This is a genomic window from Streptomyces sp. NPDC056486, assembly GCF_042795295.1.
Lineage (GTDB): Bacteria > Actinomycetota > Actinomycetes > Streptomycetales > Streptomycetaceae > Streptomyces.
Window position 1 is genome coordinate 60,850 of the sequence record NZ_JBHTSF010000023.1, and the last position, 19,752, is coordinate 80,601.

Here is a 19,752-nt window from a genome sequence, read left to right on the forward strand (position 1 = left end):
CGTAACTGATCCCATTTCGAAGCCTATGCGGACAGACTCGGACTGATTCGGAGAGACCGTGACCGCTTTCGCCCCGGACTCGATCGTCCTGAATCGCAAACTGCCGCTCTGGTATCAGGTGTCGCAGTCCCTGCGCGCCTCGATACTCGGCCGCACGCCCGATGCCCCGCTCCGGCTGCCCACCGAGGAGCAGTTGGCGGGGCACTACGGCGTGAGCGTCCTGACCATGCGCCAAGCGCTCAAGGAACTGGAGGACGAGGGCCTGATCACCCGGCACCGGCGGCGCGGCACGTTCATAGAGCCCAGCGCCCAGCGCGGCTCCCCGGTGAGGCTGCTCGGCTCGGTCGACGCGATCGTGGCCCAGCAGTCGGGCATGAGCACCCGGCTCCTCGCGCACGGCACGGCTCCGGTCTCCGGCGAACTCGCCGAGCACTTCCCCGATCTGGCCGAGGTGGCGACGTACCACCGCCTTCGCAGCGACGAGAAGACGGGCGAACCGACCAATCACGCCCATAACTTCATCCGTCCCGAGCTCGCGGAGCGCGTCGACCTCGACGATCTGGCGCGCTGGCCCATGACGAAGGTCCTGCGCGATGTCGTGGGCGTCCGCATCAGCCGCATCACCGACACCGTCGAGGCCACGCTCGCCGACCCGGAGACGGCCCGCCTCCTCGAAGTGCCGCTGCTCAGCCCGATCCTGCACTACACGGGCATCACGTACGACGAGGAGGGCCGCGCCCTCGACGTGGCGCGCATCCACTACCGCGGCGACCGTTTCTCCTTCACGGTCACCCTCGACGCGACGTAAGGGTCTCGACGTACGATGCCGGGCGTGACGCACGACGAAGCGGCGCTGCTCGCCGACCTGATGCCGTGGTCCGTCGCACCGCTCCGGCCGGGCCGCGGGTGGCCGATGGGACCGGACGCCGCATCCCTCAGATCCCGTTGGGCCACGTTCGTGCGGGCGGACACGGCCGGGCGCGAAAGACTCCTCGGCCCCTCGCGCTCGCGCACCCTGCACACGGCGGTCGCCCAACTCCCCGGCCACCAGGGTTCGACGGTCCCGCTGGCCGCCGCGTCGGGCCCCTGCCCCGATCCGGTGCGTGTCCTGCACGGCCCCTTCGACGAGCAGTGGCTGATCCCGGACCACCGGCTCATCGACGTCGCCCGCCCGGAACTGTGGCGGGTCGCGGGCGAGGGGCAGCTGTTCCTGGTCGAACAGGGTTACGTCGCCGGCGCCACGGGCCCCGCGGTTCTCGCCTCTGCCGTACTGCCGGACGGCCGCTCCCCCGCCGGGCGGCCGGGGCGGATCCGTCCGCTGTTCCGCCGCCCCGGCGGGCTCGAACCCAATGTGGCACCGGGGCTGCTCGCCCATCTCTCCGCGACGCTCGGCCAGGACGTCGGCGCCGGGGATCTGCTCGCCTGGACGCTGGCCGTGGCGAAGGCTTCTCCGACCGGCTGCCGGGTGCCGCTGACGTCCGACGCGGAGATCTGGGAGCGGGGTACGGAATTGGGGCGCCGCGTGCTCGCGCTCCAGGCGCCCGGTGACGGAGCGCGGCCGAAGCTTCCCGGTGGGCGACGGCCCTACGTACGGGCGCCGCTGCCCGCCCGTCCCGCGGAGCTCTCGTACGACGCCGACGAGGAGGCGCTGTGCGTGGACGAGGGGCGTATCTCGCCGGTGCCACGGGAGGCGTGGGACTTCGAGGTGAGCGGGGTGCGGGTGCTCAAGCTGTGGTTCGAGCGGCGCATGGCCGCCGGTGAGGCGGGCTCCCTGGAGGCGATCCGACCAGTGGAGTGGCCGCAGGCGTGGACGTCCGAGCTGCTCGAACTGATCACGGTCCTTGCGTTGCTGGCTGAACTACGCCCACTTCAGGACGACTTGACCGAAATGTTCGCAACAGCCGAATCAGTCAAGGAGGCCGCCGCCCCCGCCATCCCGGCGGACGCGCTGCGCCGGGCGGGCGTGCTTCCCGTGCCCGACGTCGCGCGGCGGCCCGCGTCCGTCCTCGACCATCACGAGGAAGGGCCCGGCGGCCAGTTCGCCCTCATCTGAGTCCGATCCGGACCCGGGGGCCACTCGGCCCGCTCGGCCCGCTCGGCCCGCTCAGCCCGCTCAGCCCGCTCAGCCGAACGAGTCCAGGAGCCGGTTCAGCATGCGGTCGAAGATCTCGTCCGCATCGCCCGGCGCAGGCGCCTCCGCGAGTGCCTCCGCGAGCCGCGGATAGGCCCCGGTGCCCACCTGGCCGGCGAGGTACGCGGACCGCACCTGCTGCTCCTGCTCCTCCGACCACGGCAGTGACCGAGCGCGCTCCGCCATGGCGAGTTCGTTGGCGACGTACGTCATGACCGAGCCGTTGACCATCCCGATGAGTTCCACCTTGGTGCCGTAGGGCGCGTCGAGCCCCTCCAGGGCGCCGAGGCAGTGCTCCAGGTAGCGCAGGGCGTTCGGGCTGAAGCCGTAGAGCGCCGACATGGTGCGGGGCAGCCACGGATGGCGCCGCATGATCTCGCGCGTCTGGCGGCCGAGCGCCAGCATCTGAGCGCGCCAGTCACCGCCCGACGGCCCAGCCGACAGTACGTACTCGCCGCTCACCGCGTCGACCATCAGCTCGTGCAGGTCTTCTTTGCGCGGTACGTAGTTGTAGAGCGACATGGTCCCGCAGCCGAGCTCGGCCGCGACTCTGCGCATGGAGAGCGCGTCGATGCCGTCCGCGTCGGCGATACGGACGGCCGCCGCCGCGATGTCCGCCCTGCTGTACGCGGGCTTCGGGCCACGGCCCGCACGCTCGGGGCGCGCCCAGATCACTTCCGGTTCGGCCGCTCGGCCCGCCATTGATCATCACCTCGCCCCCATCTTAGTTACGTACAGCGTACGTAGTGAGATACGGTACGGCCATGACTTCTACGTACGCTGTACTTAGTGAGGGTCTGGAGAAGCGCTACGGTGCTGTCCATGCCCTGCGAGGACTCGATCTCGCCGTTCCCGAGGGCGCCGTCTGCGGGCTGCTCGGCCCCAATGGCGCGGGCAAGACGACGGCGGTGCGGCTGCTCACCACGCTCCAGACACCGGATGCCGGGACGGCCCTCGTCGCGGGGCACGACGTGGTGCGCGAGGCCGCCGCGGTGCGGCGGCTCATCGGCGTGACCGGGCAGTACGCCTCCGTCGACGGGGAGCTGACCGGGCGGGAGAATCTGCGGCTCTTCGCCCGGCTGCTGCGGGCTCCGCGGGGGCGGGGCGACGAGCTTCTTGAGCGCTTCGGCCTGGCGGACGCCGCCGATCGCGCCGCCCGCACCTATTCCGGGGGAATGCGGCGGCGGCTCGACCTCGCGGCCAGCCTGCTCGTACAGCCCCGCGTCCTCTTCCTCGACGAGCCGACCACCGGGCTCGACCCGCACAGCCGTAACGGCATCTGGGACGCCGTACGGGAGTTGGCAGCCGAGGGGACGACCGTGCTGCTGACCACGCAGTATCTGGAGGAGGCGGACCAGCTTGCCGACGAGGTCGTTCTGATCGACGGGGGGCTTGCCGCGCACCGCGGGACGCCGGCCGCGCTGAAAGCGCAGATCGGGAACTACGCGGAGGTCGTCGTCGCCGAGGGTGCCGCCCTGCACGCCGCCGCGGCCGTCCTCGACCAGTTGACCGGCTCGGAGCCCGTCCTCGACGCCGGACGGCGCACCGCGGGGGCCGTCGCCCTCGACGCCTCGCTGACGCTGCCGCGGGTCGTCCGTGAACTGGACGCCGCCGGGGTTCCTGTCGTTGACGCGACTCTTCGGGCGCCGACTCTCGACGAGGTCTTTCTGCGGCTCGTCTCCCGCGTTTCCTAGACCGCCGCTTCGCGGCGGATATTTTCCCGCCCACCCATCCGATTACCCCGCATGGAGGTCGTCCCCTTGAGCGCCATCCTCTACGACGGCACCGCCGTCCTCGGCCGGCATCTGCGGCGCATCCGGCACGCGCCCGCCATCCTCGTCATGACGCAGACGATGCCCATCGTCTTCCTGCTCTTCTTCGGCTACGTCTTCGGCAGCGCCCTCGCCATGCCCGGCGCCGACTACCGCGCCTACCTCGTCCCGGGCATGATCGTCGCGACCGCCGCGAACGGCATCATGACCGGCATGTTCACCGCCGCCCAGGACTCCCACCGGGGCGTCATGGACCGGTTCCGCACGATGCCCATGAGCCGCTCGGCGGTCCCGGTCGGCCAGGCCGTCGCCGATCTGCTGACCACCGCCGTGGGGCTCGTGCCGTTGATGCTCGTCGGGCTCGCCATGGGCTGGCGGATCGAGGGCGGACCGCTCCAAGCCCTGGGCGCCTTCGCCCTGTTGCTCCTCTTCCGGTTCGCGAGTACCTGGATAGGCATCCTGCTCGGACTCGCTTCGCAGAGCGAGGAGGCGGCGGGGCAGCTGGGCGGTGCGACCTTCATGCTGCCGCTGCTCTCGAACGCGTACATCCCCACCGACGGGCTCCCCGGGTGGCTGCGCACCGTCGCCGAGTGGAATCCGATCAGCGCGGTGGCCACCGCGGTGCGTGATCTGTTCGGCAACGCGCCCGTCCCCGCGGACGCCGCCTGGCCGGTGGCCCATCCCGTGGCCGGGGCGATCGGCTGGTCCCTCGTGCTGCTCGGCGTGTGCGTGCCGCTCGCCGTCCGCCGGTACACGCGCGGGGGACGGTGAGCGGACAACTGCTACTTCTGGGGTTCGAGTTCCGGTCCGAGGGAGGCGAACTTCTCCTGGGACACGATGCGCTTCGGCGGCCACGTGATGTTCGAGGGCGGCCACTTCTGGCCCGTCTTCTTCAGGAACCACGCCGGGGGTTCGTACATCGGCGGCTCATAGCCGTCCGGCAGCGCGGTCTTCCAACTCACGCCCTTCGTACGCTCCTTGAACTCGTCCTTGACCGCCTTCAGGCGCTCGGGCTGTGTGATCAGGTCGATGGCCGTCGCCGCCAGGTACTTCGCCGCGGCGATCACCGCGGCCTGACCGGGCGCCGCTGCCGCGCAGGCGGCGGTGGACCAGGTGTGCATCTTGGTGCCGATGGGGGCGAGCGCGGCGCCCATCGAGACGGTGGGGACGTTCCAGCTGATGTCGGCGACGTCCGTCGAACCGCCGCCCATGAACACCGGGTTGGGCGGCGAAAGCTCACCGACCTTGTCGTGCATGCCCTTCTGGGGCAGACCGAGGGACTCCTGAAGCTCCTTGGCCAACTCGTGCGCCTCGGACGTGAAGTCGGGCGGGCCTATCTTCCGCATGTTCGCGTGCAGGAGCTCGGCGAACGCCTTCGCCGGGAGCTGGTTCCAGCAGGCCGAGGTGACGCGGTGGCGGACGGTCGTCTGTGACGCCTTCGCCGCCGCCTCGGAGACCGCGATCACCTTGTCCAGGAGGACCTTGACGCGGGCGGGGCTTCCTTCGCGTACGTAGTACGAGATCTCGGAGATCTCCGCGGTCACGTTCGGGATGTCACCGCCGTTGTTGATCACCCAGTGCAGCCGGCCGCTCGGCGCGAGATTCTCCTCGCGAAGGAACTCCGACATCGTCGCCATCATCACGGCGGCGTCAAGGGCGGACTTGTTGCCCAGCGGGGTGCCGCCGTGGCCTGCCACACCGAGGAAGGTGAAGGTGACGGCGGTCATCGCGGTGGTGCTGCCCCAGCCGGTCGCGTTGGCCGTCGAGGGGTGCCAGTCGAGGAACGCGTCGAGACCGTCGTACACGCCCTTGCTGACGGCGTACGTCTTGCCGATCAGCATCTCCTCGGCCGTGGAGCCGAAGAACTTCACGGTGACGGGGAGCCTGTGCTTCTTCGCGGCCTGCGCGACGGCCGCCGCCGCGGCTGCCGCCGCCGTGCCGAGCGCGCTGTGGCCGCAGCCGTGGCCGGGGCCGTAGCCGGGCGCGAAGGGGTCGTGGATGTACTCGCGCGGATCGTGGTGGCCCACGCCCTTGTTCTGCGAGAGCCCGGGCAGCGCGTCGTACTCGCCGCTGAAGCCGAGGACGGGGCCGCCCTTGCCGTGGGTGAACGTCGCGGTGAAGGCCGTCGGGAAGCCCGCGGTGCCGAACTTCACGTCGAATCCGGCCTGTTCGAGGAAGTCGGCCTCGGCGATGGAGGACTTCCACTCGCGCAGGGACAGTTCGGCGTTGTCCCAGATCTCGGCGTTCAGACCGGTGATCCGGTCGTCGTGGGAGGTGATCCAGGCAAGGGCCGCACGCTTGGCGGGGGTGTCGGCCGCGAGGCCTTCGGGAGCTTCGTAGGCGGCGGGGCTGTCGTCGGCGCCGGCGGCCATCGCCGGGTCCGCGTCGGCGGTCATGACGCCGGCGGTGACACCGGCCGCGCCGAGTAGCTGCATGATGTGGCGGCGGCTCAAGGCCGGGCCGCTCGCGGGGAGTACTTCATGCTCATGCTGATCGTGCAGGTCACACACGCGCACCTCCGGGGGGTGAGGCTGGGTGTATCGGCCAATCAATCAGCCACATTGGGGCCGGAAAGTTGCGGCGTCAACAGGTGCGCATGACACGGGTGTTACGGCAGGGGCGTATTCAGTGACGTGTGCGGTGAGGGAAGGGGCGGGTGGGTGGGAGCAATCCGCCGCTGGCTACGGCCCAACCCCCGACCACCCGTGGTCAGCGATCCCCAAAGAGCGACCGCCGCAGCCTGCGCAAGGGAGCGAAGAGAGAGACCCTTCGCACACGTGCACCTCGGCCACTGTGGTCATGCGCGCCCCGTGAGGTCAGCTCACGCATCAGCAACGTCGCCTCCGCCGCCTCACGCTGCGGGACGGCGGGGCCGCCCAGCACTGCGAGATGGCGGTCGAGACGCGAGCTGGTCGCGCTGCTCCCGCAGGTGATCGCAGGGACACGCGCCCTGCTGCGCACCGTTATCTGTTCCATGTCACTCCCCACCCGTACGAGGGCACCCGGCCCAGGGCAGGTTAACTCTATCGCCCCGTCCGGACACTCGTGTATCCCGGTCACAGGATTCACCTACCCCGTAAGGAGGTTGACGATTACTCTCCGAATCCAGCTGATTCCAGGGCGAGTTGGACAAGAGGGGCAGAAGTGGGCCTCTTCGAGCCCCCATCGGGCTCGGTCGTCACTGCCAGTGACCTGCCGGGCGCGCTCAGGCCCATGGCGATCAACGGCGTTTCGCCGTCGAGCAGGCCCAGGGAACGGGGCTCCGAGGCGGGCCGCATCAGCCACAGTTGATGTACGCGCCCCCGAGGCGGCGCCCCGAGCCCCGTGACGCTCACCACGGCGCGCCGCCTGGACTCCGACGCGACGACGTTGATGCCGCGCCCCCACGCGTCCCTCTCCCCGGTCGCACGGGCGTCGGGAGCGGCCAGGACGTGGGCGATCTCACGTGCCTCGGTTCGCTCGCGGTCGAGTCGGGCATCGGAACGGATCAGCTGGAGGGCGAGGATCACGGACGCGGCAAGGGCGAGGGCGGTGAGGACGGCGGCGGGCAGAAGAAGCACACGGGAGCGCGGGGGCGCGCTCGTGGTGACGGGCGCCTGCGGGGGCGGCTCCTGCCCCGCCGTCCGTACGGCGGCCAGCACCCGCTCGCGCAGTGCGGGCGGCGGAGTCGCTGCCGCCGCACCCGCCAGGCGTACGGCGCCCTCGGCCAGCTCCCTGGTCTCCGCCCGGCAGGGCGCGCAGCGGGGCAGATGCCGCTCGAAGCGGCGCAGTTCGCGGGGCGCGAGGGCGTCCAGGGCGTAAGGGACGGCCAGGGAGTGGACGGCCTTGCGGGGCCGCGGTCGCGATCGCCCCACGGCGGGCCCGCCGAAGTACCGTCCCATATAGCGCTTCATGTCGCGTCCCCCGTGGCGGCGCCCAGGCAGTCGCGCATCCGAAGGAGCCCGTCCCGCATCCGCGTCTTGACGGTGCCGAGCGGGACGGACAGGCGCCGGGACACCTCGCGGTACGTATAGCCGTCGTAGTAGGCGAGGGTGACGGCCTGGCGCTGGAGGTCGGTGAGGCGCCTGAGGCAGCGGCGTACCCATTCGCGCTCCAGGCTGCTCTCGACCGCCTCGACGACCTGGTCGAAGGCAGGGCCGTCGCCGCGCTCGGCCACGCGCCGTTCGCGTTCGCTCGCCGCGCGGACGCTGCGCACCCGGTCCACCGCCCTGCGGTGGGCGAGCGTGAAGATCCAGGCGAAGGCGCTGCCGCGGGCCGGATCGAAGCGGCCCGCCGTCCGCCAGAGTTCGAGCAGTACCTCCTGGACCACTTCCTCGGATTGCGCCGGGTCCCGAAGGACGCGTCGGACCAGGCCGTAGACCGGCCCGGAGACCAGGCCGTACAGCTTCTCGAATGCCGACTGGTCCCCCTGCGCGATCAGAAGCAGCAGTTCGTCGGGCTCCATACGTGTCCCCCGTCCCCTCTCCCCGGCCCGGGCGGCTCATGTCCTCCTGGGCCGGGTGACTCACTGTCCGGTCACCCGTGATTCGTGGCGGGGAAAGCCGACGGATTGGGAATGGGGCCAATCCGCCGGGCCCCGAGCCCCGAATGGCGTTCGTCAGGCGGCTTGCGCGCACCGCGCGGGGTCGCGCGAGGAACAGTAAGGACGGACGCGATGACAGCTATCGCCAAGAGCCGATCGGGGCATCGCAGCAAGCGCGGCCTCGCGACGCTCGTCTGTGGCGCGCTGGCCGCCGGGGGGCTCGCAGCCGCCGGCGTGACGGCGCTGGAACCGGGGGCGGCCAACGCCGCAAGCCACCGGGAAGCCCCGCTGATCTCGGGGCAGCCTCAGTACGACAACACGGACGTGTACGCGTTCGTGAGCCCCGACAAGCCCGACTCGACGACGATCGTGGCGAACTGGCTGCCCTTCGAAGAGCCCGCGGGCGGACCCAACTTCTATCCGTGGGCGGACGACGCCCAGTACGACGTCCACATCGACAGCGACGGGGACGCGCAGGGCGACCTGCTCTACCGGTGGACGTTCGACACCAAGACCAAGAACGGCGACACGTTCCTCTACAACACCGGGCCCGTGACGAGCCTCGACGATCCCGACCTGAACGTGACGCAGACGTACGACCTCGAACTGATCAAGCTCAAGGACCAGAAGGTCGTCTCGACCACGAAGGTCGCCGATGACGTGCCCACGGCACCCTCGCACGTCGGCAAGGCGTCCATGCCGGACTACAAGAAGCTGCGCGATCAGGCGGTGACCCCGGTCAAGGGCGGGGGCTCGACGTTCGCGGGGCAGGCCGACGATCCGTTCTTCCTGGATCTGCGGGTGTTCGACCTGCTGTACGGCGGCGACCTGTCGGAGGTCGGGAACGACACCCTCAAGGGCTACAACGTGAACTCCCTCGCCCTTCAGGTGCCCACCTCCCAGATACGGCAGTCGGCGAAGCAGCCCACCGTCGGGATCTGGTCCACGACGCAGCGCAAGAACGCGGGCGGCAAGTGGACCCAGGTCTCGCGGATGGGCAATCCGCTGGTCAACGAGGTAGTCGTGCCGCAGAAGGACAAGGACAAGTTCAACGCGTCCTCGCCCTGGAACGACGCGGACTTCCTGAAGTACGTGACCAAGCCGGAGCTGCCGAAGCTCCTGGAGAAGATCTACAAGCTGAAGGCGCCGGCCGAGCCGCGCGACGACCTCGTGGCGGTGTTCCTGACGGGCGTGAAGGGCCTCAACAAGCCGCCCGGCGTCAGGCCCGCCGAGGCGCTGCGGCTCAACACGTCGATCAAGCCGGCGGATTCGCCCAAGCGGCTCGGGGTTCTCGACGGTGACAATGCCGGGTTCCCGAACGGGCGGCGGCTCTCCGACGACGTCGTCGACATCGAACTGCAGGCCGTCGAGGGCGAACTCACCGGCAACAAGAACGACTTGGGTGACGCGGTGAACGTCAACGACCAGAAGTTCGGCGGGGCCTTCCCGTACGTGGCGCTGCCCACGCCGGGGTCCCGCGGGCCGCTGGCCAAGGGCGGCGGCGCCGACAACAGCTCGGCGCGTGACGCGCTTGGCGGCGGCGCTGTGCCCGGGCGTTCGGGTTCCGGTGGCGGTGACGACACCGATGCCGTGCTGATCGCATCCGGGGCCGCCGGGGTGGCCGGGGTGCTCCTTGTCGGACTCGGGCTCGCGTGGTGGCGCAGGCGCGGTTCCTCCGGGGTCGTGGGCTGACCCTCCCTATGACGGGCGCGGCCCGCACCAATCCCCCTGCGGGTCGCGTCCTCTCCCCACCTCTTCTCATCGACATCTCTTCTCATCGACTTCTAGTGAAAGGGCCAGTGATGGCATTGCCTCGTCCTGCCGGTCGGTCCGCGGTGGCGGCCGTCGCTCTTGCGCTCGCGATCACCGGGGGCGCCGTCGTGGCCGGCGGTGAGGACGGCCCCGACCGGTCGCCGTCGTCGTCCGTCGCCGTGGCGCCGGGTGCGCTGCGGGGCGGCGACCTCGATCGTGGCGTCGCGGTGCTGCAGTCTCATCTGCGGGACCAGCCAAGGGACTTCGGGGCATGGGCGACGCTGGGGACCGCCTATGTCGAGCAGGCCCGCACTCAGGGCGACCCGTCGCGCTACCGCGAGGCGGAACGCGCACTCGACCGGTCCCTGGAGCTCAGGCCACGCAATGACGCGGGGCTCGCGGGGCGGGCGGCGTTGGCTGCCGCCCGGCACGACTTCGCGGGGGCGTTGCGCCATGCGCGGGCCGCGCTCGATGTGAACCCCTACAACGAGGGCGCGCTGGCCTCGCGGATCGACGCCCTGGTCGAGCTCGGCCGGTACGGGGCGGCGGCGCGGGCCGCGGACGAGGCCGACGCCCGGCGGCCCGGGGTGCCGGTGTTCACGCGGTACGCGTATGTGCGGGAGCTCCGGGGTGATGTGGCGGGGGCGCGGCGAGCGCTGTCGCGGTCTTTCGGCTTCGGCTCGGGCTCGGGGGGCGGGGACGTCGCGTACGTCGCCGCGGCGCTGGGGCAGCTCGCATGGCGTCAGGGTCAGTACGGGGAGGCCCTGAAGCAGTGCGGAAAGGCGCTGCGGGCCGACGCCTCGTATCTCCCGGCGCTTGAGTGCCGGGCCCGGGCATGGGCCGGGCAGGGCGATACGGGGCGGGCGATACGGGGGCTCCGGGAAGTGGTCGCGCGGGCGCCGCTGCCCGGGCCGCTGGTCGCGCTGGGTGAGCTGTACGAGGCGCGGGGCGAGCGAGGTGACGCGGCGAAGGCCCGGGAGCAGTACGCGTTGGTGTCCGCGTGGTTGTCCCTGGCCCGGGCGAACGGCGTGAACGCGGATCTGGACACGGCGATCGCGTTGACGGACCACGGGGACCGCGCGGAGCGGAAGGCGGCGCTGCGGGCCGCGAAGGCGGAGTGGGGGCGGCGGCACACGGTCCATACGGCGGATGCGCTGGCCTGGGCGCTGCACGTCGACGGCCGCTCCGATGAGGCCCTGCCGTACGCGCGCCGGGCCACGGCCACGGGGTTCCGTGAGGCGTCGTTCATGTATCACCGGGGCGAGATCGAGAGGGCGACGGGCCATGCGGCCGCGGCCCGCCACTGGCTGTCGGCGGCGCGGGACCTGAACCCGGGATTCGCTCCGAAGGCGAAGACGAGGGCGAAGACGAGGGCGACGTCATGAGGCGGGCAGAAACGACTTGCACCGCGGGGCCCCGATGAAGCGGCGCGCCCTCGCCTACGGGGGCACCCTGCTCGCAGGGCTGGCGTTCGCGCTGCTGCCCGCCGCCGAGGCCGGCGCCCACCCCCTGGGAAACTTCACCGTCAATCGGTACGACGGCCTTGTGGCGAGCCCAGGGCACCTGCGGGTCGACCACGTCGAGGACCTCGCCGAGATCCCGGCAACCCAGGCCATGCCCCGCATCAAGCGCGTGGGGATGAAGAGTTGGGCCGCGAAGAGGTGCGAGGACGCCGCCCGCGGCAGTTCGCTGCAGGTCGAAGGGCGAGCGGCGGAGCTCCGCGTGGAGCAGGCCGGGGCGGTCACCCGGGACGGACAGGCCGGACTGACCACCCTGCGCGTGGAGTGCGAGTTCGGCGCCCCGCTCCCCCGGGGCTCCGAACTCGCCGCCCGCTTCAAGGCCGCGGGACAACCGGGCCCCGGGTGGCGGGAAGTCACCGCGCGCGGGGACCGGATGACCCTGAGCGGCACGGACGTACCGAAGGAATCCGTCTCGAAGCGCCTCACCAGCTACCCGGCGCGGCTGCTCGACTCGCCGGCCGACCAGAACTCCGCCGCCCTGCGGATCACCCCCGGCGGCCCCGCCCTGAGCGAGGAGCGGCCACAGGCACCGGCCTCCGTGCTTCCGCGCGGCGCGGACCGGTGGACGCAGGCCCTCACCGGCCTCGTCGCCCGCCACGACCTGACCATCGGATTCGCCGGACTCGCCCTGGCCACCGCACTGCTGTTGGGGGCGCTGCACGCCCTCGCGCCGGGGCACGGCAAGACGTTGATGGCCGCGAGCGCCGCCGCGAGGGGGCGTGCCTCCCTGCGGGACGTCCTCCCCCTCGCCGCCTCGGTGACCGTCACGCACACCCTCGGGGTGACCGCCCTCGGACTGCTCGTGGCGGGAGGCTCGGCCGCCGCACCGTCCGTCATCGCCTGGCTTGGAGTGGTCAGCGGCGTTCTTGTCACCGGAGCGGGAGCTCTGCTCCTGCGAAGGGCCTGGCGGCGGCGCAAGCACGCCCACCACCATCACCACCCCGACCACGCACACGAACACGCACACGCACACGCACATCACCATCACCCGCATGAAGCGGCACCGCCCACGCTCCGCGGCGCCCTCTTCCTCGGCTTTGCGGGCGGCCTCGTGCCAAGCCCCTCCGCCGTCGTCGTGCTCGTAGGAGCCGCCGCCCTGGGCGAGGCCTGGTTCGGGCTTCTGCTCGTCCTCGCGTACGGGGTGGGACTCGCCGTCACGCTGACGGCCGCCGGGTTCCTCGTGGTGCGGGTCGGGTCCCTCGCCGCGCGGCGGGTCCGCGGGCCCCGGTGGCTGCACCGGGCCACACACCGGTTCCTGCCGCTCAGCTCCGCCTGTGTCGTGGTCGCCCTTGGGTGTGGATTGGTGTTCAAAGGGGCGGCAACAGCACTCGGTTGAGGTAATTTTGTGGAGAATCGCACGGCTGCCGATGGGGGACGCCCGTGAGCGGGAACGAGCGTGTGATCGCGGGGCGCTACCGCCTCCTCGCCCCCTTGGGCGAAGGCGGCATGGGCACGGTCTGGCGGGCCCGCGACGAGGTCCTGGGCCGCGAGGTCGCTGTCAAAGAAGTGCGCGCCCCCGTGGGGATCCCGGCCGGCGAGGTCGAGCGGCTGTACGCCCGTCTGGAGCGCGAGGCCTGGGCCGCCGCCCGTATCCCGCACCGCAATGTGGTGACGGTCTATGACGTGGCGAGCGAGGACGGCCGCCCGTGGATCGTCATGGAGATCGTGCGAGGGCTCTCGCTGTCCGACGTCCTCGACTCCGAAGGGCCGATGGCGCCGCAGCGCGCCGCCCGCATCGGCGCCGAGGTCCTCGCCGCCCTGCGCGCCGCCCACGAGGCCGGTGTCCTGCATCGCGACGTCAAGCCCGGCAACGTACTGATCGCGAACGACGGGCGGGTGGTCCTCACCGACTTCGGGATCGCCATGGTCGAGGGCAGTTCGGCGCTGACCATGACGGGTGAGGTGGTGGGATCGCCCGAATTCCTCGCCCCGGAGCGGGCGTTGGGGCGAAGGCCGGGGCCAGAGTCCGATCTGTGGTCCCTCGGCGTGCTGCTCTACGCGGCCGTCGAGGGCAGTTCGCCGTTCCGGCAGGACACCCCTCTCAGTACGTTGCGTGCGGTCGTCGACGAGGAGTTGCCGCCGCCCCACAACGCGGGGCCGCTGGCCCCGGTCATCGAAGGGCTGCTGCGGAAGGACCCCGCCGCCCGGATCTCCGCCGCGGAGGCCGAGAACCAGCTGCGGCTCGTGGCGGCGGGCGGCACGCCCCGTGTCCAGGCGCCCCTGCCGTACATGCCGACCGCCACGTCACAACAGCAACAGCAACAGCAACACCAGTCACCCTCGCCGCTTCCGCCACCACCGGGCCAGCAGGAACCTGTGGTCGCCACGACCACCACCGTCGCTCCGACCCGTTCACGCCGCTCCGTTCTCGTCCTCACCGCGGGTCTGGTCGCCCTCGCGCTCGCCCTGGGCGGGCTCGCGTACGCCCTGCTCAACCGCGACGGCGGAGGCGGGGGCACGAGCAGCAGCGGCTCCTCCGAGGGCGGAGGCGGCGGAAACGGCAGCGGCGGGAACAGCGGTGGCTCCGACGGGGGCAAGAGCGGCGGCAACAGTACGTCGGGCGGAAGCGACGGCGGAGGGTCGAGCACCGGCGGTGGCAGCGACGGCGGCTCCACCGGCGGCGGTTCCACGACCGGCGGCGGAGGCGGCAACGGCGGAGGGTCGACCCCTCACCCGACGCAGAGCGTCAAGGTCTCGGTCGTCGGCGCCTACACGGAGTACAGCGGCGCCTGCCCGCCGCCCGCCGGGCAGGCCCCTTCGTTCACCGCGACGTTCACCGTGGGACGAGTTCCGGTCACCGTCGACTACCGCTGGGTGACCAAGTCCGGAACGCCGGGCGACTCCGGCTGGAAGACGCTCAGCTTCGCCTCCGGGGGCGGGAAGACCAAGCAGGTGCACCACACGGAGACGGTCGAAGGGGAGCCGGGCTCGACGTATCAGAACGAGATCAGCGTGGAGGTGCGCAGTCCGGTGAAGGTCACCTCCAACTCCGTCGCGTACTCGGTGACGTGCGAGGAGGAGACCCCGACGGGCGGGACCTCCTCCTATGCGCCGAACTGAGTGGGTCAGACCGAGCGGGTCAGACCGAGCGGGTCAGGACGCCGCCGCGCTGAGCACAGGGAGGTAACCGCCGGACTGGCCCGCGGCCTTGGGGTGGTAGGACTCGCCGATGTTGGTCCAGTTCACGCTGTGCAGCCACGCGTCGCCCGAGCAGATCTCGTGCCCGGTGAACTTGGAGGCCACATCGCCGAAGGTGAAGCCGTGGTCGGCGGCGCGCTTGGCCGTGGTGGAGTTGAGGAAGTCGGACGCACTGTTGATGGCGCTGCGTTCCTTCTCGGAGAGACCGGCGATGCAGCCGCCGCCGAGCTTGTAGAAGCGGGGGTATCCGAGCACGACGACCTGGGCGGCCGGTGCCTTGGCGCTGATCGCCGAGTAGACCTTGTCGAGGTTGCCGGGCAGCGTCGTCTCGACGTAGCTGCGTGCCGTCGCGATCCGCGCGAGACAGTTGCTCTCGGACTGAAGGACGCAGGTCGTCATGACGTCGGCGAAGCCGGCGTCGTTGCCGCCGACGGAGAGGCTGACAAGCCCCGTTCCTGAGCCGAGCGGGCCGAGTTGGTTGGCCACGACGTCACCCGTCCGGGCACCCGAGCAAGCCGTGAAGTTGAAGCTGGAGGGTGAGTTCGCGGCTGCCCAGAGCGCGGGGTAGGCGCGCGGGGTGCGCTTGCAGTTGCCGCTTCCGCTGTCGTAGGCGCCGGATCCGACGCCGGAGGAGTAGGAGTCGCCGAGCGCCACATAGCCGGTGGCCGCAGCCTGTTGGTCGCTCTGTTGGTCTGCTTGCGCCGCGGTGGCCCCGGTGAGGGCGAAGGCGGTGGCGAGGAGGAGTGAGGATACGTATGCCGTGATTCGGGACAATCTCATGGAACCTCCCTTAGCAGGATTTCTGCCACGACTGTGGTACCACTCCCCTCCCGTCCCCGGTAGTGTTCATGTCAACAAGTTCGCCTCCAATTCCCTTGCCCGCACGGCGAGTTCCCCTGCGGTTCAAGGGCCCCAGGGCGAACATCTCCACACAGCCTCCGCATCTTGACGCGCCGCCGTCGACTGCGCGACATTGAAGCCCGGCATCCGGCGCGTCGGGGGGCAAAGTCGCCAATGCAGACCATCAGGATCAAGGCACCTTCATCAGACACCGGGCGGGGCTCCGGCGACCCGTCGAGCCGTCACGAAGACGCGCTGCCGATACTCGCGGGCATGGCTGTGGCAGTCGGCGCGGTGGGCGCGATGCTCGCGCTCACGGACATCGGATCGCCGCTGCGCGGGCCCTTCACGCTGTTCTTCCTCCTGGCCGCTCCCGGCGGTGCGATCGGCGCCGCACTCGCAGGACTTGAGCCATGGGGCCGGATCCTGGCTTCCGTCTCGGGCGCCGTCGCGGTCAACCTGTTGGTGGCCCAGGGGATGCTGGCCCTGCACATGTGGTCGGTACGCGGCGGGGTCGTCGCCATCACCGTGATCGGCTTACTCATCTATCTGCTGGTACTGGTACGGCGACTGCGACGCCGTACCCCGACGAGGCGGACCTCCTGACGTGGACATCACCGTGCACCGCCCTGGAGAACTCACCGCTGCGGACCGGGTGGCCTGGACAGCGATGCAGTCCAAGGCGCACCTCAACGGCTCGCCGGAGCTGGCCAATCCGTTCCTCTCCCCGGAGTTCACCATCGCGGTGGGCCACTGGCGGCGAGGCGTGCGGATCGCGGTCGTGCGCGAGGACGGTGAGCCCGCGGCGTTCTTCCCGTTCCAGAGATCCATCACCGGCGTCGGCCGGGCCATCGGCCTAGGCGTCTCCGACTGCCAGGGTCTGGTGCATCGGCCCGGATTCAGCTGGGACGCACGGGAGTTGTTGCGGGCCTGCGGGCTCGCGATGTACGAGTTCGACCACCTGGTCGCCGGCCAGCAGCCGTTCGAGGCGGGCGCCTCCGGCTCCTTCGCCTCCCCCGTCATGGACATCGACCAGGGATACGAGGCCTATCTCGGCCAGCTCAAGGCGAAGTCGCCGAAGTTCGCCCGCACGACCCATTCCAAGGAGCGCAGGCTCGAGCGCCACCACGGCGCCGTTCGCTACGTGCACGACGAGCGTGACCCGGAGGTCCTGCACACCCTGATGGGGTGGAAGTCGGCCCAGTACCGCAGGACCGGCCGCAGCGACCGCTTCGCGTCCTCCTGGATCAACCAGCTCGTGCGCCAGCTCTTCCACACCAGATCCGATCAGTTCACCGGCCTGCTCTCCGTCCTCTACGCCGACGAGACGCCGGTGGCCGCGCACTTCGGGCTCTGCTCCGAGCGGATCTTCGCCCAATGGTTCCCGGCCTACGACCCGGCGTTCGCCAAGTACTCTCCCGGCCTGATCCTGCATCTGCGCATGGCCGAGGCGGCCGCCGCCGACGGCATCGCGTATCTCGATCTCGGGCGGGGCCAGAAGCAGTACAAGGATTCCCTGAAGACACGCGAACTCACCGTGTCCGAGGGGTCGGTGGCGCTGCGCCATCCGGCAGCGATCGGTCACCTGGCGCGGCGCGCTCCGGTCAGGGCCCTTCGCAACAGCGTCACGTCCCGGCCAGAACTCTTTGAACCGGCCGACAAGCTACTGAAACGCGTGGGCAAAATGCGATCAAGAAAGAAGGGATAAAGGAGAGGCGGAAGGAACAGGGCGCTCCATATGTGCCCACCAAGACCGGCCAAATCATCAAAAACGTGAGGCCTCGTTCCAGGTCTTGCCATACGGTCTCAATTATCAATACCGTCGTACATCCACCCGCATCGGTCCATCACGCAATGCGATCTAGGGGAGGGCTCAAGATCGCGGTGGTTCCGGCGCGGGGCGCGGTAGGGGGGTGCCGTGATCGGCGACTGAATCTGTGCCGAATCACGTCCCGCGCAATGCCAGCTCGCTCGGCATGCACGGAGATCCATTTCGTCATGTGCAAGTGAGAACCCCCCTTTCGAACCGGATACATAGCCGGACTGCCCGGGGGTGGGCGGTCCACCGGACGAGAGGGATCAGACTCATGAGTTCTTTTGTGCGCCCGGCGGTCGAGCCGGGCGAAGGCCCGTTAGACAAGCCGAAGCTGTCCGGCAACTACCGGCCAATATCGACGCACCTGGCGATCGCTCCGCCGGTGAGCGTCGTGATTCCCGCGATGAACGAAGCGGAGAATCTTCCCTACGTCTTCAAGACGCTGCCCGACTGGATCCACGAGGTCGTCCTCGTGGACGGGAATTCCACCGATGACACGGTGTCCGTGGCACGGGAACTGTGGCCGGACGTCAAGGTCGTCCGACAGCTCGGCAAGGGCAAGGGCGACGCCCTGATCACCGGATTCGAGGCGTGCACCGGCGACATCATCGTCATGGTCGACGCGGACGGCTCGGCCGATGGGCACGAGATCGTCAGCTATGTCTCCGCCCTCGTCTCGGGCGCGGACTTCGCCAAGGGCTCGCGGTTCGCCAACGGCGGCGCCACGGACGACATGACACCGATCCGCAAGCTCGGCAACCACGTCCTGTGCTCGGTGGTGAACGCCAAGTTCGGCGCCCGCTACACCGACCTGTGCTACGGCTACAACGCCTTCTGGAAGCACTGCCTGGACAAGATCGACCTCGACTGCACGGGCTTCGAGGTGGAGACCCTGATGAACATCCGGGTGGTCAAGGCAGGGCTCAAGGTCCAGGAGATACCCAGCCACGAGTACCTGCGCATCCACGGCGTCAGCAACCTCAGCGCCGTGCGCGACGGTCTGCGGGTCCTGAAGGTGATCCTCACGGAGCGCTCCAACCGCCGTGGGCAGCAGCGCCGCCGCACACGTGGTGTTCCCTTCCGTACGCGTCAGGGAGAGGTGTCTTGAGCGTTCCCGGACGCCACGGGGGAAGCGCGGACGCGGGCATCTCCGTCGTCATCTGCGTCTACACCGAGGACCGCTGGGAGGACATCCTCGCGGCGGTCGCCTCGGTGCGGGCGCAGTCCCTGGCGGCGCTCGAGACGCTTCTCGTGGTGGACCACAACGTCTCGCTCCTGGACCGTCTCGCCAAGGAGTACAAGGAGATCGAAGGGGTGCGGGTGCTCGCCAACGCGGGCCCCCGCGGCCTCTCCGCGGGCCGCAACACCGGCGTCGCCGCCTCTAGCGGCGAGATCATCGCGTTCCTCGACGACGACGCCGTCGCCGAGCGGGACTGGCTCCGCCACTTCGCCGAGGGGTACGCCGACCCGAAGGTCTTCGCGGTGGGCGGGCGCACCATGCCGATCTGGGAGTCCCGGCGCAGGCCCGCCTGGTTCCCCGAGGAATTCGACTGGGTCGTCGGCTGTACGTACAAGGGGCTGCCCGAGGGCCGCGTGCGGGTGCGCAACGTCCTGGGCGGGAACGCCTCCTTCCGTCGCACCGCCTTCGAGGCGGCGGGCGGCTTCGCGACCGGCATCGGGCGCGACGGCGACAAGCGTCCGCTCGGCTGCGAGGAGACGGAGCTGTGTATCCGTCTCACCCGGGCAAGGCCGGACGCGATCCTGCTCATCGACGACCGCGCGGTGATCCACCACCGTGTCCCCGCGACGCGGGAGCGCTTCCACTACTTCCGTACGCGGACGTACGCGGAAGGCCTGTCCAAGGCGCTCGTCGCCCGAAGTGTCGGCACGGACAAGGGACTTGAGTCCGAGCGGCGCTATGCCACGCGCGTCCTGCCCGCAGGTGTCGGGCGGGGGCTGCGTGACGCGCTGCTCGCCCGTCCGGGCGGCGCGGGCCGCGCGGGAGCCATTGTGGCGGGCGTGGTCACGGCGGCCGGGGGGTACGTCATCGGCAGTGTCCGCGCGCGCAGGGGAGACGCCACTTTCTCGGTCGTGCAGATCGAGAAGGATGCGGACGGTGAGGAGGGGGCTGCCGCATGACCACGGCACCGATCATCGGTCGAGGAGGACCGCCATGAATGCCCCCGTGCCGATCCTCATGTATCACTCGATCGCCCATGAACCGACTCTGGACACACGGCAGTTGTCCGTGTCTCCGCACG

18 protein-coding genes are annotated in these 19,752 nt (G+C 70.4%); 12 read left to right on the forward strand and 6 right to left on the reverse strand.

Annotated features, from left to right (window positions below):
- Positions 1–58 precede the first annotated feature (58 nt).
- The gene (locus tag ACFQ7F_RS12685) at positions 59–808 is read left to right on the forward strand and encodes a GntR family transcriptional regulator (protein ID WP_383269716.1); all 750 of its coding nucleotides are present in this window, start codon (positions 59–61) and stop codon (positions 806–808) included.
- Between the two features lie 15 nt (positions 809–823).
- On the forward strand, positions 824–2,053 hold the full coding sequence (locus ACFQ7F_RS12690; protein WP_383269718.1) for a type ISP restriction/modification enzyme: 1,230 nt from the start codon (positions 824–826) through the stop codon (positions 2,051–2,053).
- A 69-nt stretch (positions 2,054–2,122) separates the two neighbouring features.
- Here ACFQ7F_RS12690 and ACFQ7F_RS12695 read toward each other — a convergent pair whose 3' ends face one another.
- Positions 2,123–2,833, reverse strand: a complete 711-nt coding sequence (locus ACFQ7F_RS12695) for a TetR/AcrR family transcriptional regulator (protein WP_383269720.1) — start codon at positions 2,831–2,833, stop codon at positions 2,123–2,125.
- Positions 2,834–2,895: 62 nt separating this feature from the next.
- Between ACFQ7F_RS12695 and ACFQ7F_RS12700 the strand changes: the two genes are divergently transcribed.
- Together ACFQ7F_RS12700 and ACFQ7F_RS12705 are read left to right on the forward strand one after the other, a co-directional pair.
- A complete protein-coding gene (locus ACFQ7F_RS12700) occupies positions 2,896–3,825 on the forward strand; it encodes an ATP-binding cassette domain-containing protein (protein WP_383269722.1) in 930 nt (309 codons plus the stop codon).
- 51 nt (positions 3,826–3,876) lie between these two features.
- Positions 3,877–4,674, forward strand: coding sequence for an ABC transporter permease (locus tag ACFQ7F_RS12705; RefSeq protein WP_383269724.1), 798 nt, complete (start codon positions 3,877–3,879; stop codon positions 4,672–4,674).
- A gap of 11 nt (positions 4,675–4,685) precedes the next feature.
- Here the strand turns inward: ACFQ7F_RS12705 and ACFQ7F_RS12710 are convergent, their stop codons facing one another.
- The 4 genes from ACFQ7F_RS12710 to ACFQ7F_RS12725 form a co-directional block, all read right to left on the reverse strand.
- A complete protein-coding gene (locus ACFQ7F_RS12710; protein WP_383269726.1) occupies positions 4,686–6,356 on the reverse strand; it encodes an amidohydrolase in 1,671 nt (556 codons plus the stop codon).
- 256 nt (positions 6,357–6,612) lie between these two features.
- The gene (locus ACFQ7F_RS12715; RefSeq protein WP_383269728.1) at positions 6,613–6,879 is read right to left on the reverse strand and encodes a hypothetical protein; all 267 of its coding nucleotides are present in this window, start codon (positions 6,877–6,879) and stop codon (positions 6,613–6,615) included.
- Positions 6,880–6,995: 116 nt separating this feature from the next.
- Positions 6,996–7,784 carry an anti-sigma factor domain-containing protein gene (locus tag ACFQ7F_RS12720; protein ID WP_383269753.1) on the reverse strand — a complete coding sequence of 263 codons (789 nt, stop codon included), beginning with the start codon at positions 7,782–7,784 and terminating at the stop codon, positions 6,996–6,998.
- Positions 7,785–7,792: 8 nt separating this feature from the next.
- Positions 7,793–8,347: a sigma-70 family RNA polymerase sigma factor gene (locus ACFQ7F_RS12725; protein ID WP_383269729.1), complete on the reverse strand. Its 555-nt coding sequence runs from the start codon at positions 8,345–8,347 to the stop codon at positions 7,793–7,795.
- Positions 8,348–8,557: 210 nt separating this feature from the next.
- Here ACFQ7F_RS12725 and ACFQ7F_RS12730 point away from each other — a divergent pair, with 210 nt between their 5' ends.
- The 4 genes from ACFQ7F_RS12730 (at position 8,558) to ACFQ7F_RS12745 (ending at position 14,757) form a co-directional block, all read left to right on the forward strand.
- Complete coding sequence (locus ACFQ7F_RS12730) at positions 8,558–10,117, forward strand: DUF4331 domain-containing protein (protein WP_383269731.1); 1,560 nt, start codon at positions 8,558–8,560, stop codon at positions 10,115–10,117.
- Positions 10,118–10,227: 110 nt separating this feature from the next.
- Entirely contained in the window at positions 10,228–11,562 is a 1,335-nt protein-coding gene (locus tag ACFQ7F_RS12735) for a tetratricopeptide repeat protein (protein ID WP_383269733.1), read from the forward strand.
- 34 nt (positions 11,563–11,596) lie between these two features.
- Entirely contained in the window at positions 11,597–13,033 is a 1,437-nt protein-coding gene (locus tag ACFQ7F_RS12740; protein WP_383269735.1) for a sulfite exporter TauE/SafE family protein, read from the forward strand.
- A 44-nt stretch (positions 13,034–13,077) separates the two neighbouring features.
- Positions 13,078–14,757, forward strand: a complete 1,680-nt coding sequence (locus ACFQ7F_RS12745; RefSeq protein WP_383269737.1) for a serine/threonine-protein kinase — start codon at positions 13,078–13,080, stop codon at positions 14,755–14,757.
- Between the two features lie 33 nt (positions 14,758–14,790).
- Here the strand turns inward: ACFQ7F_RS12745 and ACFQ7F_RS12750 are convergent, their stop codons facing one another.
- Positions 14,791–15,615, reverse strand: coding sequence for an SGNH/GDSL hydrolase family protein (locus tag ACFQ7F_RS12750; RefSeq protein ID WP_383269738.1), 825 nt, complete (start codon positions 15,613–15,615; stop codon positions 14,791–14,793).
- A 333-nt stretch (positions 15,616–15,948) separates the two neighbouring features.
- Between ACFQ7F_RS12750 and ACFQ7F_RS12755 the strand changes: the two genes are divergently transcribed.
- The 4 genes from ACFQ7F_RS12755 (at position 15,949) to ACFQ7F_RS12770 (ending at position 19,630) form a co-directional block, all read left to right on the forward strand.
- A complete protein-coding gene (locus ACFQ7F_RS12755; RefSeq protein WP_383269740.1) occupies positions 15,949–16,281 on the forward strand; it encodes a hypothetical protein in 333 nt (110 codons plus the stop codon).
- A gap of 1 nt (position 16,282) precedes the next feature.
- A complete protein-coding gene (locus ACFQ7F_RS12760) occupies positions 16,283–17,383 on the forward strand; it encodes a GNAT family N-acetyltransferase (RefSeq protein ID WP_383269742.1) in 1,101 nt (366 codons plus the stop codon).
- A gap of 379 nt (positions 17,384–17,762) precedes the next feature.
- Positions 17,763–18,599: a glycosyltransferase family 2 protein gene (locus tag ACFQ7F_RS12765; RefSeq protein WP_383269744.1), complete on the forward strand. Its 837-nt coding sequence runs from the start codon at positions 17,763–17,765 to the stop codon at positions 18,597–18,599.
- Positions 18,596–19,630 (forward strand): glycosyltransferase family 2 protein, encoded by a 1,035-nt coding sequence (locus ACFQ7F_RS12770; RefSeq protein WP_383269746.1) that lies wholly within the window; start codon positions 18,596–18,598, stop codon positions 19,628–19,630. Before ACFQ7F_RS12765 ends, ACFQ7F_RS12770 begins: the two co-directional genes overlap by 4 nt.
- The last annotated feature ends 122 nt before the right edge of the window (positions 19,631–19,752 follow it).